Annotated in this window: 15 protein-coding genes; 9 read left to right on the top strand and 6 right to left on the bottom strand. The window is 57.7% G+C overall.

Translation table 11 applies throughout. The features are described 5' to 3' along the window. Positions 1-34: 34 nt before the first annotated feature. From fliF to F8A88_RS03660, 4 genes are read left to right on the top strand one after another with little or no spacing between them, the layout of a single operon-like run. Positions 35-1627 (top strand): flagellar basal-body MS-ring/collar protein FliF, encoded by a 1593-nt coding sequence (gene fliF / locus F8A88_RS03675; RefSeq protein WP_151149734.1) that lies wholly within the window; start codon positions 35-37, stop codon positions 1625-1627. A 3-nt stretch (positions 1628-1630) separates the two neighbouring features. Beyond that, positions 1631-2629, top strand: a complete 999-nt coding sequence (fliG, locus tag F8A88_RS03670) for a flagellar motor switch protein FliG (RefSeq protein WP_151149731.1) — start codon at positions 1631-1633, stop codon at positions 2627-2629. Next, a complete protein-coding gene (locus tag F8A88_RS03665; protein ID WP_241667327.1) occupies positions 2622-3458 on the top strand; it encodes a FliH/SctL family protein in 837 nt (278 codons plus the stop codon). The genes fliG and F8A88_RS03665 overlap by 8 nt, the downstream gene beginning before the upstream one ends. Before the next feature lies 1 nt (position 3459). Continuing rightward, complete coding sequence (locus tag F8A88_RS03660; RefSeq protein WP_151149727.1) at positions 3460-4791, top strand: FliI/YscN family ATPase; 1332 nt, start codon at positions 3460-3462, stop codon at positions 4789-4791. Here the strand turns inward: F8A88_RS03660 and F8A88_RS03655 are convergent. The 5 genes from F8A88_RS03655 to glpA form a co-directional block, all read right to left on the bottom strand. Continuing rightward, entirely contained in the window at positions 4788-5207 is a 420-nt protein-coding gene (locus tag F8A88_RS03655; RefSeq protein ID WP_151149725.1) for an arsenate reductase ArsC, read from the bottom strand. The two genes, F8A88_RS03660 and F8A88_RS03655, sit on opposite strands and share 4 nt — an antisense overlap. 78 nt (positions 5208-5285) lie before the next feature. Continuing rightward, entirely contained in the window at positions 5286-7493 is a 2208-nt protein-coding gene (locus F8A88_RS03650) for an AsmA family protein (protein WP_151149724.1), read from the bottom strand. 22 nt (positions 7494-7515) lie between these two features. Beyond that, complete coding sequence (locus tag F8A88_RS03645; RefSeq protein WP_151149722.1) at positions 7516-7824, bottom strand: MerR family transcriptional regulator; 309 nt, start codon at positions 7822-7824, stop codon at positions 7516-7518. A 94-nt stretch (positions 7825-7918) separates the two neighbouring features. Continuing rightward, entirely contained in the window at positions 7919-9226 is a 1308-nt protein-coding gene (gene glpB / locus F8A88_RS03640; RefSeq protein WP_151149720.1) for a glycerol-3-phosphate dehydrogenase subunit GlpB, read from the bottom strand. Then, positions 9223-10788: an anaerobic glycerol-3-phosphate dehydrogenase subunit GlpA gene (gene glpA, locus F8A88_RS03635; RefSeq protein WP_151149719.1), complete on the bottom strand. Its 1566-nt coding sequence runs from the start codon at positions 10786-10788 to the stop codon at positions 9223-9225. The genes glpB and glpA overlap by 4 nt, the downstream gene beginning before the upstream one ends. A gap of 147 nt (positions 10789-10935) precedes the next feature. Here glpA and F8A88_RS03630 point away from each other — a divergent pair, with 147 nt between their 5' ends. The 5 genes from F8A88_RS03630 (at position 10936) to F8A88_RS03605 (ending at position 16506) form a co-directional block, all read left to right on the top strand. Further along, entirely contained in the window at positions 10936-11769 is an 834-nt protein-coding gene (locus F8A88_RS03630; RefSeq protein ID WP_241667326.1) for a DeoR/GlpR family DNA-binding transcription regulator, read from the top strand. 26 nt (positions 11770-11795) lie between these two features. Continuing rightward, positions 11796-12923: an iron-containing alcohol dehydrogenase family protein gene (locus F8A88_RS03625; RefSeq protein WP_161598331.1), complete on the top strand. Its 1128-nt coding sequence runs from the start codon at positions 11796-11798 to the stop codon at positions 12921-12923. A gap of 683 nt (positions 12924-13606) precedes the next feature. After that, positions 13607-14809: a quaternary amine ABC transporter ATP-binding protein gene (locus F8A88_RS03615; RefSeq protein WP_151149714.1), complete on the top strand. Its 1203-nt coding sequence runs from the start codon at positions 13607-13609 to the stop codon at positions 14807-14809. Next, positions 14796-15632 (top strand): ABC transporter permease, encoded by an 837-nt coding sequence (locus F8A88_RS03610; protein WP_151149713.1) that lies wholly within the window; start codon positions 14796-14798, stop codon positions 15630-15632. Before F8A88_RS03615 ends, F8A88_RS03610 begins: the two co-directional genes overlap by 14 nt. Before the next feature lie 25 nt (positions 15633-15657). Then, positions 15658-16506 (top strand): glycine betaine ABC transporter substrate-binding protein, encoded by an 849-nt coding sequence (locus tag F8A88_RS03605; RefSeq protein ID WP_241667325.1) that lies wholly within the window; start codon positions 15658-15660, stop codon positions 16504-16506. 55 nt (positions 16507-16561) lie between these two features. On the opposite strand, the gene mgtE is transcribed toward F8A88_RS03605, so the two are convergent. After that, a complete protein-coding gene (gene mgtE / locus F8A88_RS03600; protein WP_151149712.1) occupies positions 16562-17941 on the bottom strand; it encodes a magnesium transporter in 1380 nt (459 codons plus the stop codon). Between the last annotated feature and the right edge of the window lie 86 nt (positions 17942-18027).

The following is an 18027-nucleotide window of genomic DNA, read 5'->3' as shown; positions in this document are numbered from 1 at the left end:
ACCAGCGGAACCACAAACTTCGGGAGAATAGACCATGCCTCCGGCACTGAAAGAACTGATGAACAAGGCCACCGGATTCTGGGCGGACAGAACGCTTTCCCAGCGCATGCTCATTGCCGGCCTCGCCCTTTCCGTCATTATCGCGTTCATCCTCATGATCTACTGGATGAACAGGCCGGATTGGAAGGTCCTGTACACCAAGCTCTACCCCGAAGACGCCAACAAGGTCGTGAGCATGCTCCAGCAGGCCAAGGAGCCGTACAAGCTCTCGGACAATGGCCAGACCATCATGGTACCGGCCGACCGTGTTTATGAACTGCGCCTGAAGATCGCGGGCGAAGGCAACCTGCACGGACAGGGCATCGGCTTCGAAATCTTCGACGAAGTGAAGATCGGCCAGACCGACTTCGTGCAGCACATCAACTACCAGCGCGCCCTGCAAGGCGAATTGGCGCGAACCATTTCGGAATTTCCCATGGTGGAAAAGGCCAGGGTCCACCTGGTCATTCCCCAGAAGAGCCTGTTCATTGAAGATCAGGTTCCGCCCACCGCATCGGTGATCCTGAAACTCAAGGACAACGGCAAGCTCAAGCCCAAGGAAGTCAACGGCGTCGTCAACCTGATCGCCATGGCCGTGGAAGGGCTTGACCCCAAACGCATCACCATCACGGACATGCAGGGCCGCCCCCTGTACATTCCCGAAGAAGACACGGGAGTTTCCATGTCCAACACCCAGCTGGAGTTCAAGCAGAACATGGAACGCCAGATGGAAATGCGCCTGCAGGAACTGCTGACTCCGGTCGTGGGTCCGGGCAAGGTCATCGCCCGCGTCAACGCGGACCTCGACTTCAGCCAGAAGACAATCCGCAAGGAAACCTACGATCCCGATGGCTCGGTGGTACGTTCCGAAACCCGCAGCGAGGAATCCACCCGCGGCGCGGCCTCCCTGGCCGGCGGCGAACCGGACGTGAACTTCCGCGGCGACGGCTACACCGGTTCGCGCACCACCCAGGATTCCAACCGCGAATCCCGCACCACCAACTTTGAAATCAACAAGCAGGAAGAAAACATCGTGGCTCCTGTCGGCGAGTTGCAACGGTTGAGCGTTGCGGTTATCGTTGACGGAACGTACGTGGCCAACGAGGAAACGGGCAAGATGGACTATGTGCCCCGCTCCGCCGAAGAGATGGAACGCATCCGCGAGCTGGTGTCCAAGGCCATGGGCTTTGACACCCTGCGCGGCGACGCCATCGAGGTATCCAACATCTCCTTCGGCGCCCCCGAGGACCTGGACAGCCAGACCCTCATGCGCACCATGCTGGAATACGCGCAGCGGCTGGGCAAGCCCTTCCTCAACGGCGTGCTGATCTTCCTCTTCCTGATCCTGGTCGTGCGGCCGGTCATCATGGCCCTTATCAGGCCGCGCGTCGCCGAACAGGAAGTGGAAGAAATGGCCGGACTCCCCGGCGCCGAACGGCTGGCGCTGGAAGAAGAGGAAGTGGACGAGGAACTGCTCGACACCTCCCGCCGACTGGAAAACGCCAAGGCCCATGCCATCCAGCTTTCGGACGAGAATCTGGACCAGGCCGTACGTCTGCTCAAGAACTGGCTGACGCAGGAGGCATAGACCGTGAGCGAATTCACCGGACCCCAGAAAACCGCCATCGTGCTGCTCGCATTGGGCGAGAAATTCACGGCGGACGTATTCAAGCGCATGGAGCGCGCCGAGATAGCCGCAGTATCCAAGGCCATGCTCGAAACCGACTCCGTGCCCAAGGAACAGGTGCTGGAAGTGCTCAAGGAGTACAACGAAGCCCTTGCCTACGGCGCCGAACTCCTCGTGGGCGGTCCGGAACAGGTCAAACGCCTGCTCACCAAATCGCTGGACGCGGAAACCGCAAAATACATCATGGACAGTCTGGATCTGGACACCGGGCCCACGCCCTTCCAGGAACTGGAAAACGTCAGCCCGCGCATACTCGCCCAGATCCTGCGCAACGAGCACCCGCAGACGTTGGCTCTCATTCTGGGCCACCTGCACTCGGATCAGGCCGCGGAACTCATTCAGAACCTTCCGGCGGGCGTGCGGGCCGAAGTGCTCATGCGACTGGCAAAACTCGAAGCCGTTGCCGAGGACATGCTCATGGAAGTGGACAAAGTTCTGCAAAGCCAGCTCATCGCCATGGGCGGCAAGGAAGGCAAAAAGGTCGGCGGCGTCGGTTCGGTGGCCGAAATCCTCAACGCGGTGGACAGAAACACCGAAGAGGAAGTGCTCTCCGAGATCGAGGAAGAGTCCACGCAAATGGCCGAAGACATCCGCAATCTCATGTTCGTTTTCGAGGACATCAAGCAGGTGGACGACATCGGCATCCGCGAGCTGCTCAAGGAGGTTTCCAACGAGGACCTCACCGTGGCCCTCAAGGGCGCATCCGACGACCTCAAGGACAAGTTCTTCAAGAACCTTTCCGAACGCGCCAGCGCAATGATCAAGGAAGACCTCGAAATCATGCCGCCCAAGAAGCTCTCGGAAGTCGAGGCGGCACAGCAGAATATCGTCAAGACCGTCCGCCGACTGGAGGACGAGGGCAAGATAGTCATCAGCAGGGGAAGCGGAGATGTCTTTGTCTGATACCACATGCATCGATGCCGAACAGGGCAATCGCTCTCTGGACGGGAAGATCACCGGCCGCGTCATCGTGGGCATGGATTCCCCCGGTCCGGACGAAATGAGCGTGCAGGACATCGAAGGCAAGAAAAAACTCGTCTGGGACGACAGTGTCGACAGCGAGTACATGGACCGGGTGCGCTCCAAGGCCCAGGCCATGGCCAAGGACATCCTTGCCAAGGCCATGCGCGAAGCCGAAGAGATGAAGCAAAACGCCCGGCATGAAGGTTATGAGGAAGGCATTGCCCAGGCGCAGGCCGAACTCGACCAGCACGTGGCCGGCATTTCCCAGAGCATGGAAGGCGTGCTGGCATCGGTGTCGGCCCAGGGAGCAGAAGTCTGGAATGCCCGGCGTCAGGATATTGTCACCCTGATCCGCATGACCGTGGACAAGGTCCTGCATGTGGAACTGAATGACCGGCGCGAGGAGGTGCTGGAAAACCTTCTGGACCAGGCCATTGAACGCATAGAAACACAGCGCACCCTGACCCTGCGTGTTTCGCCGCAAGACCGGGAACTCATGGACGCCCTGCTCCCGCAGGTTCAGGAACGCAACCCGGCCGTCAAGCAGTGGAAACTCAAGACAGACCCGGCCATAGAAATGGGCGGCGCCATCATAGAAACCAATGAAGGCAAGGTGGAAAACACCGTTGACGCCCGCTGGAAAACCGTGGAACCCATCCTTGACGAAATGACAGTTCTCCCGCTGGACGAAAAAGACCGGCAATCCGGCTCCGATCCGGCTGCAGACGACGACACAGCACAAAATGCCGCGGCGCACGACGGGGACTGAAATGGCCCTGGACTGCAAGGACTGCATCAATCTTCTGGATGACCTTGACCCGTGCCATACGTTCGGCAAGGTCACAAAGGTCGTGGGACTCATCGCCGAGGGCCACGGCATCAAGGCTCCGCTCGGCTCGGTCTGCCAGCTCATTCCCGACGACGAATCCGCGCCCATCCCTGCCGAAGTGGTCGGCTTCCGCGACGGCGCATGCCTGTTCATGCCCTATTCGGACATGCGCGGCATCGGCCCGGGCAGCCTGATCCGGAATACCAGCACCCCGCCCCATGTTCCCGTGGGACCGGGACTGCTCGGCCGCGCGGTCAACGCATTCGCCGAACCTCTCGACGAAGCCGGAGCCATAGCCCATGAAAGCTACGTCCCCCTGCACCGGGATCCGCCCAACCCGCTCTCGCGTCCGCGCATCATCGAACCGCTGGACGTGGGAGTCCGTGCCATCAACGGAATCCTGACACTGGGCAAAGGCCAACGCGTAGGCATCATGGCCGGTTCGGGCGTGGGCAAATCCACGCTCATGGGCATGATGGCGCGCTACACCAAGGCGGACATCAACGTCATCGCACTGGTGGGCGAGCGCGGCAGGGAAGTGGTGGAGTTCATGGAAAACTCACTGGGCGAGGAAGGCATGGCCCGCAGCGTACTCGTGGTGGAGACCTCGGACAAAAGCCCGCTCATCCGCATGCGCGCCGCACACACGGCCACGGCCATCGCCGAATATTTCCGGGATCAGGGCAAGGACGTACTGCTGATGATGGACTCGGTGACCCGTTTCGCCATGGCGGGCCGGGAAGTGGGTCTGGCCGCAGGCGAACCGCCCACCCGAGGCGGCTACACGCCCAGCGTCTTTGCCCAGCTTCCGCAACTGCTCGAGCGTGCGGGCAAAAGCCGTAAAGGCTCCATCACCGGCATTTATACCGTATTGGTGGATGGCGACGACTTTACCGAACCCATTGCGGACGCGGTGCGGTCCATTCTGGACGGCCACATCGTGCTGACCCGCGAACTTGCGGACATGGGCCACTACCCGTGCATCGATGTGCTCAAGAGCGTCAGCCGTGTTCGCGGCGACATCACGGACAATCAGGCACAAAGGGACAGCCGCACAATGCTCCGGCACATGGCCACCTTCAAACGCGTGGAAGACATGGTCAATATCGGTGCCTACCAGAAAGGCGCCAACCCGGAGGTGGACAAGGCCATTTCCATGGTCGGCCCCATCAACGACTATCTGCAGCAACTCGTGGGCGAACAGAGCACGCTGGAAGATTCCTTTGCCCGCCTCAATCTTCTGGTAGGGAAAAAAGACAAGAAAGACGGCTAGTCTTCGAGGCTCCCGGGAATGCCTGCCACCATTTCGCGGATCTCGTCGCGAACACGTCGATACACGTCCAACTGTTTCTCTTCATTCGACATTGCCGCGGCCAAAGAAGGCGGGTCGTCGAATCCCCGATGCACCCGCGTGCCGCCTCCGGCAAAAAACGGACAGTTCTCGGCCGCATGCCCACACAGGGTCACGATGTAATCAAAAGCCACATCAGGCAGGTCGTCGACCATTTTGGACTTGTGACCGGCCATGTCGACCCCGACCTCCCCCATTACCGCAACAGCATGCGGGTTCAGTCCGTGTCTTTCCACCCCGGCCGAATAGAAACCGATTTCCGGCCACAGACGCTTGCCCCACGCCTCTGCCATCTGGCTCCGGCACGAGTTGCCCGTGCACAGGAAAAGAATATTCATGAGTCGCTCCTTTTCCAGGGACAATACACAAATATGGACGTAAAACAGGCGGCAACTGTTTCAATCAGGTGACAAATCCTATTGGGCCGACTTTTTCTTGTTCGGAATGATGCTCTTGATCAACCCGCCCACGCCTTCTCCAACGCCCTTCACGACACTTCCGGCCCCCTTGACCACACCACCCACGGTGTCCGCGACACCGGAACCGAGCATCTTTATATACTCGGCCGGATTCACGAAATAGGACGGGTCTTCAAGAGTACCGCCAACATGGATGGGCACGGGGATTCCCGGCGTATCGGCATAGGATGCACCGCCCTGCCCCTTGGAGGACGCAACCAGCTTGACGTGAACAAGATAATCGATCTTGGAGGAAACAAGGTTCACGGTCCCTTCGCCCTTGCCACGCAGGTTGGGAGCCATGACCGTCAAATCCCGGTTGGAAACCAGTCCGTCCTTTACGGCAGCCGAACCGGAAATCGTTCCGAATTTTGTCTTGTCGTCATCGTCGGATTCGATGGTCCCTGTTTTCTCCTTGGAATTCTGCGTACTCTTGGCCAAATCCAAAGCATTCACCCCCGGGAAAACACCATCTTGCAGCTTGAAGGACAACTTGCCGTCAACAGTCTTTTTCAACGCGGAAAGCGTATTGCCGTCCCCGCCAAGTGCCGCATACAAGGAAGTTTTGCCCTGCAGGGAATCTTCTCCGTTGTAATCCTTGAGCAATGGCCCAAGCTGAAGATGCTTGACTTCGGCCACAAGGTCGGTCCTCGGCGTATTTCCGGCAACGTCCACCACGACCACGGCATCAGCGTTGCCCTCGTATCCGTTAAGCAGCAAGGGATCGATCGAAATACGGTTGTTCTCGGCCACCAGCTTGACCTTCACGCCGCTGAACTTGAGATTCTTCACCGTCAATCGATCGACGACTGCCCTGCCCCGGATGTCCAGTCCGCGCAAAACATCTACGGGATACAATTCCTCGGATTTCTTTTTTTGGACGGTTGCCGCGTTGGTCCCATTCCCGCTGGGAACGGTTTCACCCGATTCGGCTTTCCGGGTTCCGGAATTCGTTTCGAGTGGCAGGTAACGGTCCACATTCAACTCATCCACTGCAAGTTCGAAATCGTATGCGGGATTGGGGAAATTGCGGATGCCAAACGAACCGCCAACAGTGGAACCGTCCAGATTCATGGCGAACCTGGATACGGCCAACGTTTTGGAATCAAAACGAAAATCGAAATTTCCGGCAAGAGAGGACAATGCTGAAGCGTCCGCTGTCTGCAAAGAAACGATACCCAAAGTCTCCATGAGCTTTCTGCCGTCGAATTCGGACAGGGAAACCGTTCCGGTGATCACGGGGTCGGCATTCAGGCGGGTAACGGCAAGATCGGCCCGGGCATTGACGTCATACGCATCCAGCGCAAGCTTTTCGGCTTTGAGCGTATTGCCCTTGAGATCGACGACAATGCCCTGCGCCCGAAGATCGGCCTCCAGGGATTTACCCGGCACCCCCGGGCCCTTGGCCCCTATCTGGGAATCCACGTTGATCAGGGAGTACAGCTTGCGCTCAAGGTCCAGACGCGCACTGGCCGCAAAACGGACAGATCCTTCCAATTCGGGATCATTGAGCACAAACGAGAAAGACGACGTGAAATCAAACGGCTGGTTCAGCCTGAACCCTTCCAACTCCAGGCTGCCGTCGCGCAAATGATATTGTTTGCCCTGCTTGCGGTCGTCCCATTTCAGATTGACTCCGCGCATGGTCACTTCCTGCACAAGCAGGGAAGTCTGTTTTCCGGGCGAGGCCTTGACACCATCCGATCCGGATTTCGCCGACGAGGGCTGCGATGAAGACGTACCCGATTTTTCTTGGGACGCCCTGGCCACGAGATCGGCCCAGTTGGTAACGCCGTTGGCGTTGCGGGCCAAATTCAGATCCACGCCCTCAAGAACCACATGCCCAACTTCCATATCGCCGTGCAACAGAGGCAGCAACCTCACACGTACTTCGACTTGAGCAACATTCATCATGGGCTCCGGCCCGAATCCCGGCGCATTGCCCAGCGTGACGTTCGAGGCCTCAACGCCCAGCCAGGGAAAAACCGAAAGACTCAACTCTCCGCCGAAATCCAGATCCCTGCCGGTTTGTGAACGAACCTGGGCCACCGCAAGATCGGCCAGTTGCCGGGGACGAATAAACGTGAACGCCAGCACAGCAGCCAATACCAGAAAACCGACAACCAATCCGGCAGTAATCACAACCCATCTGCTCCTGAACGCCATTGCCGACCTCCCTTCACGAAATTCATTTACCCAACATGTCACGAATTGCCAGCAACTCGGTACGCACGTCGCGCAACAGGTCGTGTCGTTCGCGATCTTCGAGCCGCTTGCGGGCTCCCTCTATGGTCAGGCCCTCATCATACAGCAGGCGCTTTATCTCTCGTATTATTTCCAGATGTTCCTCAGCATACAGCCGCTGCCCGGTATCCGTGCGAATAGGGTCCAGCTCGGGGAATTCCCCTTCCCAGAAACGCAGCACATATGGCTTGAGGTCAAGCATTTTGGCTGCCTGGCCGATTTTGTATCGCTTGAAGTCGGAAAGATCACTCATGCATGGAAAGATAACAGACGATGGAAGCCGGGGGAAGGGCATACAAATGGCACATTCCGATGCTTCCGCAATAACGACGCACCCGTGTCCCCGATTACTGGTGTTGTCCGCTTTGGCCCTTGGCCGCAAGTCCACTCTCCCGGGCAAGTGCGTTTACCGCACGATAGGCTGAACACACGGCGATACCGGTTCCGCTCTTTTCCCGCATCCAATCTTGATGGGCAAGGATCGCCCCGGCTGCGTACAACCGCTCATGCACACAGGCGCCGCTTTCGTTCACAGGCCGAAAATCATCGTCCGCAACAACTCCCGCCCGGTTCACCGCGTGCCCTTCCGGTGCAAAAAACCGCCGTGCGTGCCATTGATCCCTGTGTGAGGGCTGGACAACCGGAATATCGAACAAAGGTTCGCGAATCCCGAGTCTTTCAGCCACGAGACCGCGCCCCAGAAAACGCCCGCTGGCCAAGACCACGGCCCGGGCCGCAACCCTGTGCACAGGCCAATCCGAGCCTACCTCAAGCCGGAAACTGTCTGAATCCGACCGTACCCGCAATACATTCTGCCGAGTGAAAATGCGCACGCCGTTGGCCCGCAACCCTTCATCCAATGCAGTCTTCAGGCGTTCCCCCGCTATACCCGGCGGCATGGTCGGAATCTCGAAAACAGGCACACCCAGCCCGTCGCTCACCGCATGCAAAACCTCGGAGGAACGGGCAAGGCCGAGCATGGCCGGCAGTCCCACAGCCCGGGCCTTGCGCACGTGCGGCGCAATCCGGGCAACAAGCTCCTCCTGAATACGCGGGTTCTCCATGGCAAGGGCCATCTGCCGCACATACACGTCGGCATTGTCTTCAAAACCGGGGAATTCCACACGCGCAACCCCGGACACATTGATCAACCCCTGAGACGCAGCCGCCACCTGACGGGCGCTGTAGCCCTTGAGCCCGCGCACATCCACCAGCAGACAGAGGGATTCGTCCTCCATGACGCGAACGCCGTGCAACAGGCTCTCGGGCACGGCATATGTGGTTTTCACGCTGCCCACCGGAGTGGGAAGGTGCATATTGCGCCCTTCCCGGACATGCATGGAAACCCCGCACCCTGCGCAAAAATCCAGAAATTCGCCAAACGCCGCGCGAATTGCATCATCGTGCATGCGGGCATACGGATGCGCAGGATTGCTGGCGCGCAACTCACCAATGGCCGCATACGGATCATCACACGGCTTCATGGTTTCAGGAGATACCCCCAGCAGGTCAAAACATCCCGAGGCGAACATGGTGGTCGTGGCCAATCCGGCCTGCGCCACGCGCAATCCCCGCGCAGACGCAAAGGCGGCAGCGGCCATGCCCGCAATCCCGGATCCCACCACCATGAGGTCGCACCGGATTTCCGGGTTCATGCGCCCTCCCTGTCCGTTGAAGGCAGTTCCAGCCCCATGAGCCCGCAATACAGCGCCTCCTGCAATTCAGCCTGCGCCGCGGCAGGCCCCCACAAGACAGGACGCTGTCCCTTCCAGCGTTCCTCCAGAAAATCCCGCAACTGAACAATACCCTCGTCCGAATCAAGATCATCCCGGTCATACAGGTAGGACGTCAGCCGCAGGCCGCAAAACGTTCCCTGACACGCCCCCTTGCCCACACGGCTGCGCCGGTTCAGGGCCTTGAGTCCCGTGGCTTCACCCTCTTCGGCGGCCATATCCAGAATGGCATCCACCCCGCTCCGGGGAACCATTTCACATTCGCACAAGAGAACATCCCCCGGCTCATGTTCGGAAAGCCACCCCTTGCGGGCCAGCCCGGCCTCGTTCCAACGCCACGGCTCGGCCGCAGGCAACGGCGTAGTCCGGGTACGGCAGGGAGCATGCACACCGAGTCGTGCGCAGACCAAATCAGCGGTCTGTTCGGCCATGAGCCGGAACGTGGTCAGCTTGCCGCCCGTTATGGTCACGAAATTCTGCAGCCCGTCCCGCTCGTGATCCAGCAGGGCCACGCCTCGGCTGGCGTTGCGGTCGCTGCTGTCGTCCTGCTCGAGGAGCAATGGACGCACACCCGCATAGGCGCGAATGTAGCGGGTGGAGGCAAGGCCGGGAACCATGGCGCTCCCCTGCTCCACGTTCACGTCCACCTCGGCCACGGTAGGTGCTATATCGTCAAGAGATTCCACGCGAACGGACGTGGTGCCCAGAATGGAGACCGTACCACCGGGAACGAGGATATCGCCATCTCCCGGAGGCCGCAGCCGATTGATCACCCGGCGGGTCATGCGATCATGCGTCACCAGCAGGGTGCCCTTGACGCAGCGCATGGCCACGTTGCCACCCGCCATGGCAGCGACCTCGCCCGCCCATGCACCGGCCGCATTGACGATCTGGTCGGCCCGAACCCGATATTCCCTGCCATTACGCGTATTGCGCAAACGGGCGATTTCGACCCGGCCCTGCCGCATCTCGAATCCTTCCAGACGGGTATGGCCCAGAAAACGGGCTCCCAATTCGCGCGCATGGGTGAGCGTATCCAGAACAAGATGAAAAGGGTCCACGGTTGCATCCGGCACTTCGAAAACAGCCACGGCATTTCCGGCCAGTTCCGGTTCCTGCTCCCGAGCCGCGGGCACGTCCTGGGAGCGCACCGGAATTCCCGCGGAACGGCACCTGCCTGGAAAATCGGCAATGTATCGTTCATCGTCTCCGGGCACGGCAACAAAATACCCGCCTGTCTCCTCCACGACATGGGGAGCCAGCTTTCTGAGCAGGGAGCTTTCCTCATGACACTCCCGAGCGGAATGCGGATCGCTGGCAACATAACGGCAACCGCTGTGCAGCAGGCCATGGTTGGCACCGCTGGCTCCGGCGTTCAGGTCATATGCCTCGGCCAAAATGCAGTCCACTCCGCGCAAGGCCAGATCGCGGGCAAGTCCTACCCCGGTCACGCCGCCCCCTATGATCAACACCTGCGTTTGCATCAATACTCCCTGTTTCGACCGGAACCACAAGACCTCCGGCCATGCACACGCAAAAAGTAGCAAAGGTGAACACCAAGTCAATGAAAATATGTTCGGTTTCAAACACAAATGTAATTGTTGTTTTCGCTTCCGAAAAGAAATACATTCATGAGCATGAGTAAGAAAACACCTGAAAGCAAAAAAACGAACCAGACACCCCAAAAGGATCCCCCCCTCTCCAAACGCCATGCGGAAATTCTGGAACTGGCCCGCAAGCAGGGATTCGTTTCCGTGGAGTTTCTGGCCAACCGCTTTTCTGTTACTCCGCAAACCGTGCGCCGCGACATCAACCGGCTGGTAAAACAAGAACTGCTGCAACGCTACCACGGCGGGGCCGGGCTGCCCACCACGGTTGAAAACCTGGCCTACACAGACCGCAAGGTGCTGCACAGGAGGGGGAAAAAGTCGCTGGCCCGGCTGCTGGCCAGACACATACCGGACAACGCCTCCCTGTTCATCGACATCGGCACCACGGCCGAGGAATGCGCAAAAGCGTTGTCCTCACACAAAGGACTCAGAATCGTCACCAACAACCTCAACGTGGCCTTTATCCTCAAAGACCGAAAGGACTTCGAAATCATGGTGGCGGGCGGTACCATGCGTGGTCGGGACATGGGCCTGACCGGAGAAACCACGCTGGAATATTTTGACAGCTTTCGTGTGGACTACGGCATCCTGACTTTGAGCGGCATTGACGAATCCGGGCATCTGCTCGATTTCGACATCCATGAGGCACACATATCGCGCACAATCATCGCCAATGCCACCCGAACACTCTTGGCGGCGGATCACAGCAAATTCGGCAGAACAGCCATGGCCCGCATCGGACATATCACGCAGGTGGATGCCCTGTTCACGGACAAGAATCCGAACGAACGGGAGCAGAAACTGTTGCATGAAGCCGGGGTGGCCCTGCACATTGCCGACATGAAAAAAGAATGAATCGCAGTCCGATATGGAGAAAAACTATGCGAACATATGACATCCTTCCCACCCAGGCCACCTTTCCCGGCGAAGTGATTACCGGCTTCGACCAGGCCGAACAGCTTGCGGCAAAGGCGCGACAATTCGGCAACCGAGGAATGCTCGTTCACGGGCAAAGCATGCGGCGGCGCGGCAAGGTCTCGAAAATCACGGCCAATACACCCACAGGCATGGAACTGGAAACATGGGAATACTCGGGCGGCGAGCCCACCCGGACGCAATTGCTGGCTCTCATTGACGCAATACGGACAAGCAATGTGGACTGGATCGCAGGGCTTGGTGGCGGATCGATTCTCGACCTGACCAAGGCCGCTGCCCTGCATGCGCCGCAACATTCCATTGCCCAGCTTTTTGACGCCGAGATTCCTGCCACGGCGGCCTCAATGCCGTTCATTGCAATTCCCACCACGGCGGGAACAGGGGCGGAGGCCACCACCGTGGCCGTGATTACCGACCCTGAAACCGGAATCAAACAGTCGCTACGCTCGCCACGCATGATGGCCCGGTTGGTCATCCTTGATCCGGCATTGCTCAAAAGCCTGCCGCCGCATGTCATAGCCCATGCGGGCATGGATGCGCTCACCCAGGCCATCGAATCATACGTCAGCAACAAGGCCACGTGGTTCAGCAGAAAGCTGGCCCTCAAGGCGACTGCCATGCTCTACGAAAACCTGCCCGCACTTTTTGAAAACGGCGGCACCGATCGCATCGCCGCCCGGAACATGCTGCAAGGCAGCTTTCTGGCAGGCGTGGCTTTTTCCTCGTCAGGACTCGGGGCTGTGCACGGATTGGCCGGCCCTCTCGGCGGCAGCTATGGCATTCCGCACGGGCACGCATGTGCAGCATGCCTTCCCTACGTGCTCAACTACAACCGCACCCAAATGGCCCATGATTACAAAACTTTGAGCACACTTGTCGGACAGGATCTTCTGGTAGGCATCGCCGCGCTTCTCGCGCGCCTTGGCCTGCAAAACCCCTTCAAAGGCCGCACCCTCAACGATCTTGATACGATTGTGCAGGCCGTGCTGAGTTCTGCCTCCACCCAATGCAACCCCCGGGAGATGAACGAAACCGACGCGCGAGCTCTGGTCCGGGAGCTGTTCACCTATTGAATTCAGGCGATATGTTCCGAAAAACCGCGAAAAGTCATGTTCAAGGCTTTTATCGCGGTTTTTTTATTTCAGGAAAGCCGTAATTATAACGATCCGGCACGTCCCTGCCGGAATCTCACACGGGATCAAGTCAAGAAGTCCGGCCACATCCGCGTCATAATAAAATGCTACATCAGAAAATCAAGTAAAAAGGCCATAACCACCCACAACCACCCACAAACGCTCTTAACTGCTTCCAGTCAGGTGAAATCTCGTTTTTTACTGCAATTTGACATTCATTCTTATTTTATCTATTCAATATAAACTTGAAAAAACAATGCGCTTCGTCAAATCGAGCCGCTACCAAGCTGCAACAACACACTTTCGACTGCTATACAAAGAAACAAAAATCGACCTCAAAACACGCACTAGATACTGTATCATACACCTACTGCATCAAAAATGGTCGTACAATACAGCAAGACAATGCAACAGTTACACATTGTGACTACAAAAAACACTGCAACACATCTTAAATACAGACATGGCCATTTCATTTCCGAGCATGAAAGCCATTCTCATCTAGTTTCTCTTCCGCGCGGTCTGAAAGATCGGCAGCCCCCCTGCTAGCCTACTGTATTTTTTCTCATCTTTTCTTTTTTTTAGCCTTTTTGCTAGGTACAACCTGAAACCGGATATGGTGCATGAGTAAAATCAAAGTTGAAAACCTTTACAAAATCTTTGGTTCAGCTCCCAAGAAAGTCATGAAAATGCTTGAAGCGGGTGCGTCCAAAGATGAAATCATGGAAAAGACAAAACACGGCGTGGGCGTCAACAACGCCTCCTTCTCCGTTGAAGAAGGGGAAATCGTCGTTGTAATGGGACTTTCCGGCTCAGGAAAGTCCACACTGGTTCGCTGTATCAACCGCCTGATTCAACCCACCTCGGGCAACGTATGGATCGACGGACAAAACGTCACGCAGCTCGATCGCAACGAACTGAGAGAGATGCGGTTAAAAAAGTTGGGCATGGTTTTTCAGAACTTTGCGCTCTTTCCGCACAGAACCGTGGTCCAAAACGCGGAATACGGCCTTGAAATCGAAGGCATTGACCCTGCGACCCGACGCGAAAAGGCCATGGAAGCCCTGTCGCTGGTCGGGCTTGATGGCTGGGAAGATTCGTATCCGACCCAACTTTCCGGTGGCATGCAGCAACGAGTGGGCCTTGCCCGCGCCCTGGCGCTGGACCCGGACATCCTGCTCATGGACGAGGCCTTCAGTGCGCTCGACCCGCTCATCCGGCGCGACATGCAGGACGAGCTGATCAATCTGCAGGACAAAATGCAGAAAACAATTCTCTTCATCAGCCATGACCTTGACGAAGCGCTCAAGATCGGCGACCGCATTGTGCTCATGAAGGATGGCGCCATCGTGCAGATAGGCACTCCCGAAGATATCCTTACAAATCCGGCCGACGAATACGTGGCCCGATTCGTCGAGACTGCCGACATCACCCAGGTGCTCACTGCGGAAACCGTTATGAAAAAATCCGAAGCCGTGGCCAGCCTGAAAAACGATGGTCCTCGAGCAGCTCTGCGAAAAATGAAAACCAACGCCATTTCCTGCCTCATCACCCTCAACGCTTCGCACCAGGTGGTCGGCGTGGTTACGGCAGAAGACTGCCGCGACCTGGTGGCCAAGGGAGAACGGGACCTGAACTCCATCCTGATCAAGGATCCTGCCACAGTGTTGCCCGACACCCCGGCCGCAGAACTGATACAGATTATCTACGACCTGCCGTATCCGCTCGCAGTGGTGGATGAAAACAAAAAACTCAAGGGCGTCATCGTCCGGGGCCGCCTGCTGGCCGCTCTCGCCGAAAGGGGGAACATTGATGCAAATTCCTAGAATACCCCTCGGAGAAGGCATTGAAGCCTTTATCAACTTCCTGGTGGACCATTGCGCCTTTGCAACCAAAGCCCTTTCCGCGGTTCTGGAGAGCGGTCTTGATGTGCTGGAAGACGCCATGCTGGCCGTACCGCCGCTCATCTTCATCCTTGTTGTTTCGCTGCTGGCCTGGCGCCTTTCGAAGAAAAAAAGCATTGGCCTGTTCGCTCTGTTCGGGCTTCTGCTTATTTTGAACATCGGGCTGTGGAAGGCTACTGTCAGTACAATAGCCCTCGTGCTCATCGCCACGCTTATCGCCATCGCCATCGGCGTGCCGCTGGGCATCGGCGCGGCCATGAGCGGCCAGATTCACAAGATCGTCATGCCCACGCTGGATGTCATGCAGACCATGCCGGCGTTCGTCTACCTCATCCCGGCCATTCCGTTCTTCGGCCTCGGCAAGGTAGCGGCCATTTTCTCCACGGTCATATTCGCCATGCCCCCGGCCATCCGCCTGACCTGCCTCGGCATCAAACAGGTTCCACCAGAGCTTGTGGAATGCGCCGAAGCCTTCGGCTCCAACAGATCGCAACGCCTGTTCAAGCTGGAATTGCCACTGGCCATGCCCACCATCATGGCAGGCGTAAACCAGACCGTCATGTTGGCCCTGTCCATGGTTGTCATCGCTGCCATGATCGGTGCAAAGGGCCTTGGTGGAGAAGTGTGGAAAGCCATTCAGCGCCTGCAGATGGGCAACGGTTTCGAAGCCGGTATCGGCATTGTCATCGTGGCCATGATTCTGGACCGGGTGCTGCAGAAAGTTGGCACTAAAAAAAGAAACTAAAACGACTATTACACGGAGGAGACTTATGAAACTGATGAAAATGCTTTGTGTCGCTCTGCTGATGCTGGCCCTTTCCGTCCCCGCCTTTGCCGGCAAAGGCAAAGTCACGCTTGCCTATGTGGAATGGGATTGCGCCGCAGCCAGCACCAATGTGGTTAAAGCTGTATTGCAGGAACGCATGGGTTACGAGGTTGAAATCATTCCGGTTGCCGCTGCCGCCATGTGGCAGGCCCTGGGAACCGGCGACGCAGATGCCATGGTCACCGCATGGCTGCCCGTCACCCATGCCGCATACCTCGAAAAGGTTAAAGACAAGGTCGAAGACCTCGGTCCCATCGTGGGCGGAGCCAAGCTTGGCTGGGCCGTTCCCTCCTATGTGACCATCGACTCCATCACCCAGCTCAATGAAAATGCCGACAAATTCGACGGCAAGATCATCGGCATCGATCCGGGCGCAGGCCTGATGGCCCTTTCCGAAGAGGCCATGAAGGAATACGGTCTGGACAAGATGGAACTGATCGAAGGTTCCGGCGCAACCATGACCGCCACCCTGGCCAACGCCATCCGCGACAACAAGTGGGTTGTGGTCACCGCGTGGTCGCCCCACTGGATGTTCGGCAAATGGGACCTCAAGTACCTTGAAGACCCCAAGAAAGTGCTGGGCGAGGAAGAACACATTGATACCGTCGTCCGCAAGGGCCTCAAGGAAGACATGCCTGAAGTCTATGCTTTCCTGGACAAGTTCTCCTACAAGGATGCCAACCAGCTGCAGATGATCATGGCCTGGAACCAGGAAAAGGGCGCCGACCGCTACAAGAACGCTGTGCGCTTCATCAACGAGAACAAGGAACAGGTTGATTCCTGGCTCAAGTAGCACACAACATGCAAACAAAGCCCCCGGCGTCCAAGGATGCCGGGGGCTTTTTTCATTATACGCCGAGCAGCAGCCGGGCTGTGGTGAAATAAATGAGCAGCCCGGTAATATCCACCACGGTGGTCAGGGCGGGGCTGGCGACCACCGCCGGATCCATACGCAACCTTGAGGCAATCATCGGCAACATGGCTCCGACAAGAGTTGCCGTAACCACCTGCACCCCCAAGGCAACGGCAACAGCCAGCCCTAGGGAATACAGGGAGATGCCGACAGGCAGTACCACGCCATGTGAAAGCAAAAGTACCTTGCCGAAGGCCATCACCGAAAGCACTGCCGCCAACAACAGTGATATCTTCAATTCCTTGAACATGATGCGCAAGCCATCCCCGGGCTTCACCTCGCCCAGCGCGATGGCACGAATGACTACGGTGGCCGACTGACTTCCCGTGTTGCCCCCCGTATCCGCCAGCATAGGCATATACAGGGCGAGAATAACCAAATGCATCAGGGAATCCTCAAAACTGTGGATGATGCTGCCGGAAACCAATCCCAACACAGCCAGCCCCATGACCCAGGGTGCCCGGTTCACGAAATGACGCCACGACGGCGTATTCACATAGGTGCCGGTTTCGTGCCGGCCTCCGATGGCCATGAACTTTTCCATGTCCTCGGTATGCTCGTTCTGCAAAACGTCCAGGGCATCATCATGGGTTATGATGCCCACCAACCTGTCCTGTTCGTCCAGCACAGGCAGAGCAAGCAGATTGTAGCGGGCGATGATCTCCACAGCCTCTTCCCTGTCCTGTTCAGCTCGGACGGAAAGCACGCGCGTTTTCATGATTTCATGAACAAGACTTTCAGGCCGGGCCAGAATGAGCTCCCGCAGGGAAAGCACTCCCACCAGTTTCCGGTCGTCGTCCAGCACATAGGCGTAATAGACGGTCTCGCGATCCGGCGCCACAAGCCGAAAGGTATCGATGGCCTCTCGTGCACTCATTTGCGGGGCAAGCGAAACATATTCTGAAGTCATGACCGCACCTGCCGAATGGGAAGGATACGCCATGAGCCGCAGTATGTCGTCACGTTCGGCCTGTGCAAGCCCCGGCAAAATCGCATCCCTGCATCGGTCAGGCAAAGAACGCAGCAGGGCCGCGCGGTCGTCCGGCTGCATGGAAGAGACAAGCCCCGTCAATCGACGGCGGCTCAAGCCTTCCATGATTCGCTCCTGATGGGCCGTGTGAAGATGGGAAAATACATCGGTCGCAACGTGTAGCGGCAGTTGATCGAAAACCGCCACCGAATCACGGAGACCGAATTCGGCAACCGCATGAGCTACGGAAGCCGGATGTGCGGCTTCGCACAGGGCCGTAAGCCCTTTATGGTCATTGGTGTGCAGCAGGCGTTGAAGCTCTGCCGAAGAAAAAGAATTACGCATGGAATATCCGCCTTGCATTGCCGGAAAACGTGACCGGCATGAACGAATACCCCACGACTGTGGGGAATCAGCGATGAAGCCGGAAG

The organism is Pseudodesulfovibrio senegalensis (assembly GCF_008830225.1).
In the GTDB taxonomy this organism is placed as follows: Bacteria; Desulfobacterota; Desulfovibrionia; order Desulfovibrionales; family Desulfovibrionaceae; genus Pseudodesulfovibrio; species Pseudodesulfovibrio senegalensis.
Note: the sequence above shows the minus strand (reverse complement) of the source record. Positions and strands in the feature narration are given on the sequence as shown.

Excerpts from the sequence above, each read along its gene's own strand:
- fliF (WP_151149734.1), top strand. The coding sequence starts at position 35 with ATGCCTCCGGCACTGAAAGAACTGATGAACAAGGCCACCGGATTCTGG.
- F8A88_RS03660 (WP_151149727.1), top strand. The coding sequence starts at position 3,460 with ATGGCCCTGGACTGCAAGGACTGCATCAATCTTCTGGATGACCTTGAC.
- F8A88_RS03655 (WP_151149725.1), bottom strand. The coding sequence starts at position 5,207 with ATGAATATTCTTTTCCTGTGCACGGGCAACTCGTGCCGGAGCCAGATG.
- F8A88_RS03650 (WP_151149724.1), bottom strand. The coding sequence starts at position 7,493 with ATGGCGTTCAGGAGCAGATGGGTTGTGATTACTGCCGGATTGGTTGTC.
- F8A88_RS03645 (WP_151149722.1), bottom strand. The coding sequence starts at position 7,824 with ATGAGTGATCTTTCCGACTTCAAGCGATACAAAATCGGCCAGGCAGCC.
- glpB (WP_151149720.1), bottom strand. The coding sequence starts at position 9,226 with ATGAACCCGGAAATCCGGTGCGACCTCATGGTGGTGGGATCCGGGATT.
- glpA (WP_151149719.1), bottom strand. The coding sequence starts at position 10,788 with ATGCAAACGCAGGTGTTGATCATAGGGGGCGGCGTGACCGGGGTAGGA.
- F8A88_RS03630 (WP_241667326.1), top strand. The coding sequence starts at position 10,936 with ATGAGCATGAGTAAGAAAACACCTGAAAGCAAAAAAACGAACCAGACA.
- F8A88_RS03625 (WP_161598331.1), top strand. The coding sequence starts at position 11,796 with ATGCGAACATATGACATCCTTCCCACCCAGGCCACCTTTCCCGGCGAA.
- F8A88_RS03615 (WP_151149714.1), top strand. The coding sequence starts at position 13,607 with ATGAGTAAAATCAAAGTTGAAAACCTTTACAAAATCTTTGGTTCAGCT.
- F8A88_RS03610 (WP_151149713.1), top strand. The coding sequence starts at position 14,796 with ATGCAAATTCCTAGAATACCCCTCGGAGAAGGCATTGAAGCCTTTATC.
- F8A88_RS03605 (WP_241667325.1), top strand. The coding sequence starts at position 15,658 with ATGAAACTGATGAAAATGCTTTGTGTCGCTCTGCTGATGCTGGCCCTT.
- mgtE (WP_151149712.1), bottom strand. The coding sequence starts at position 17,941 with ATGCGTAATTCTTTTTCTTCGGCAGAGCTTCAACGCCTGCTGCACACC.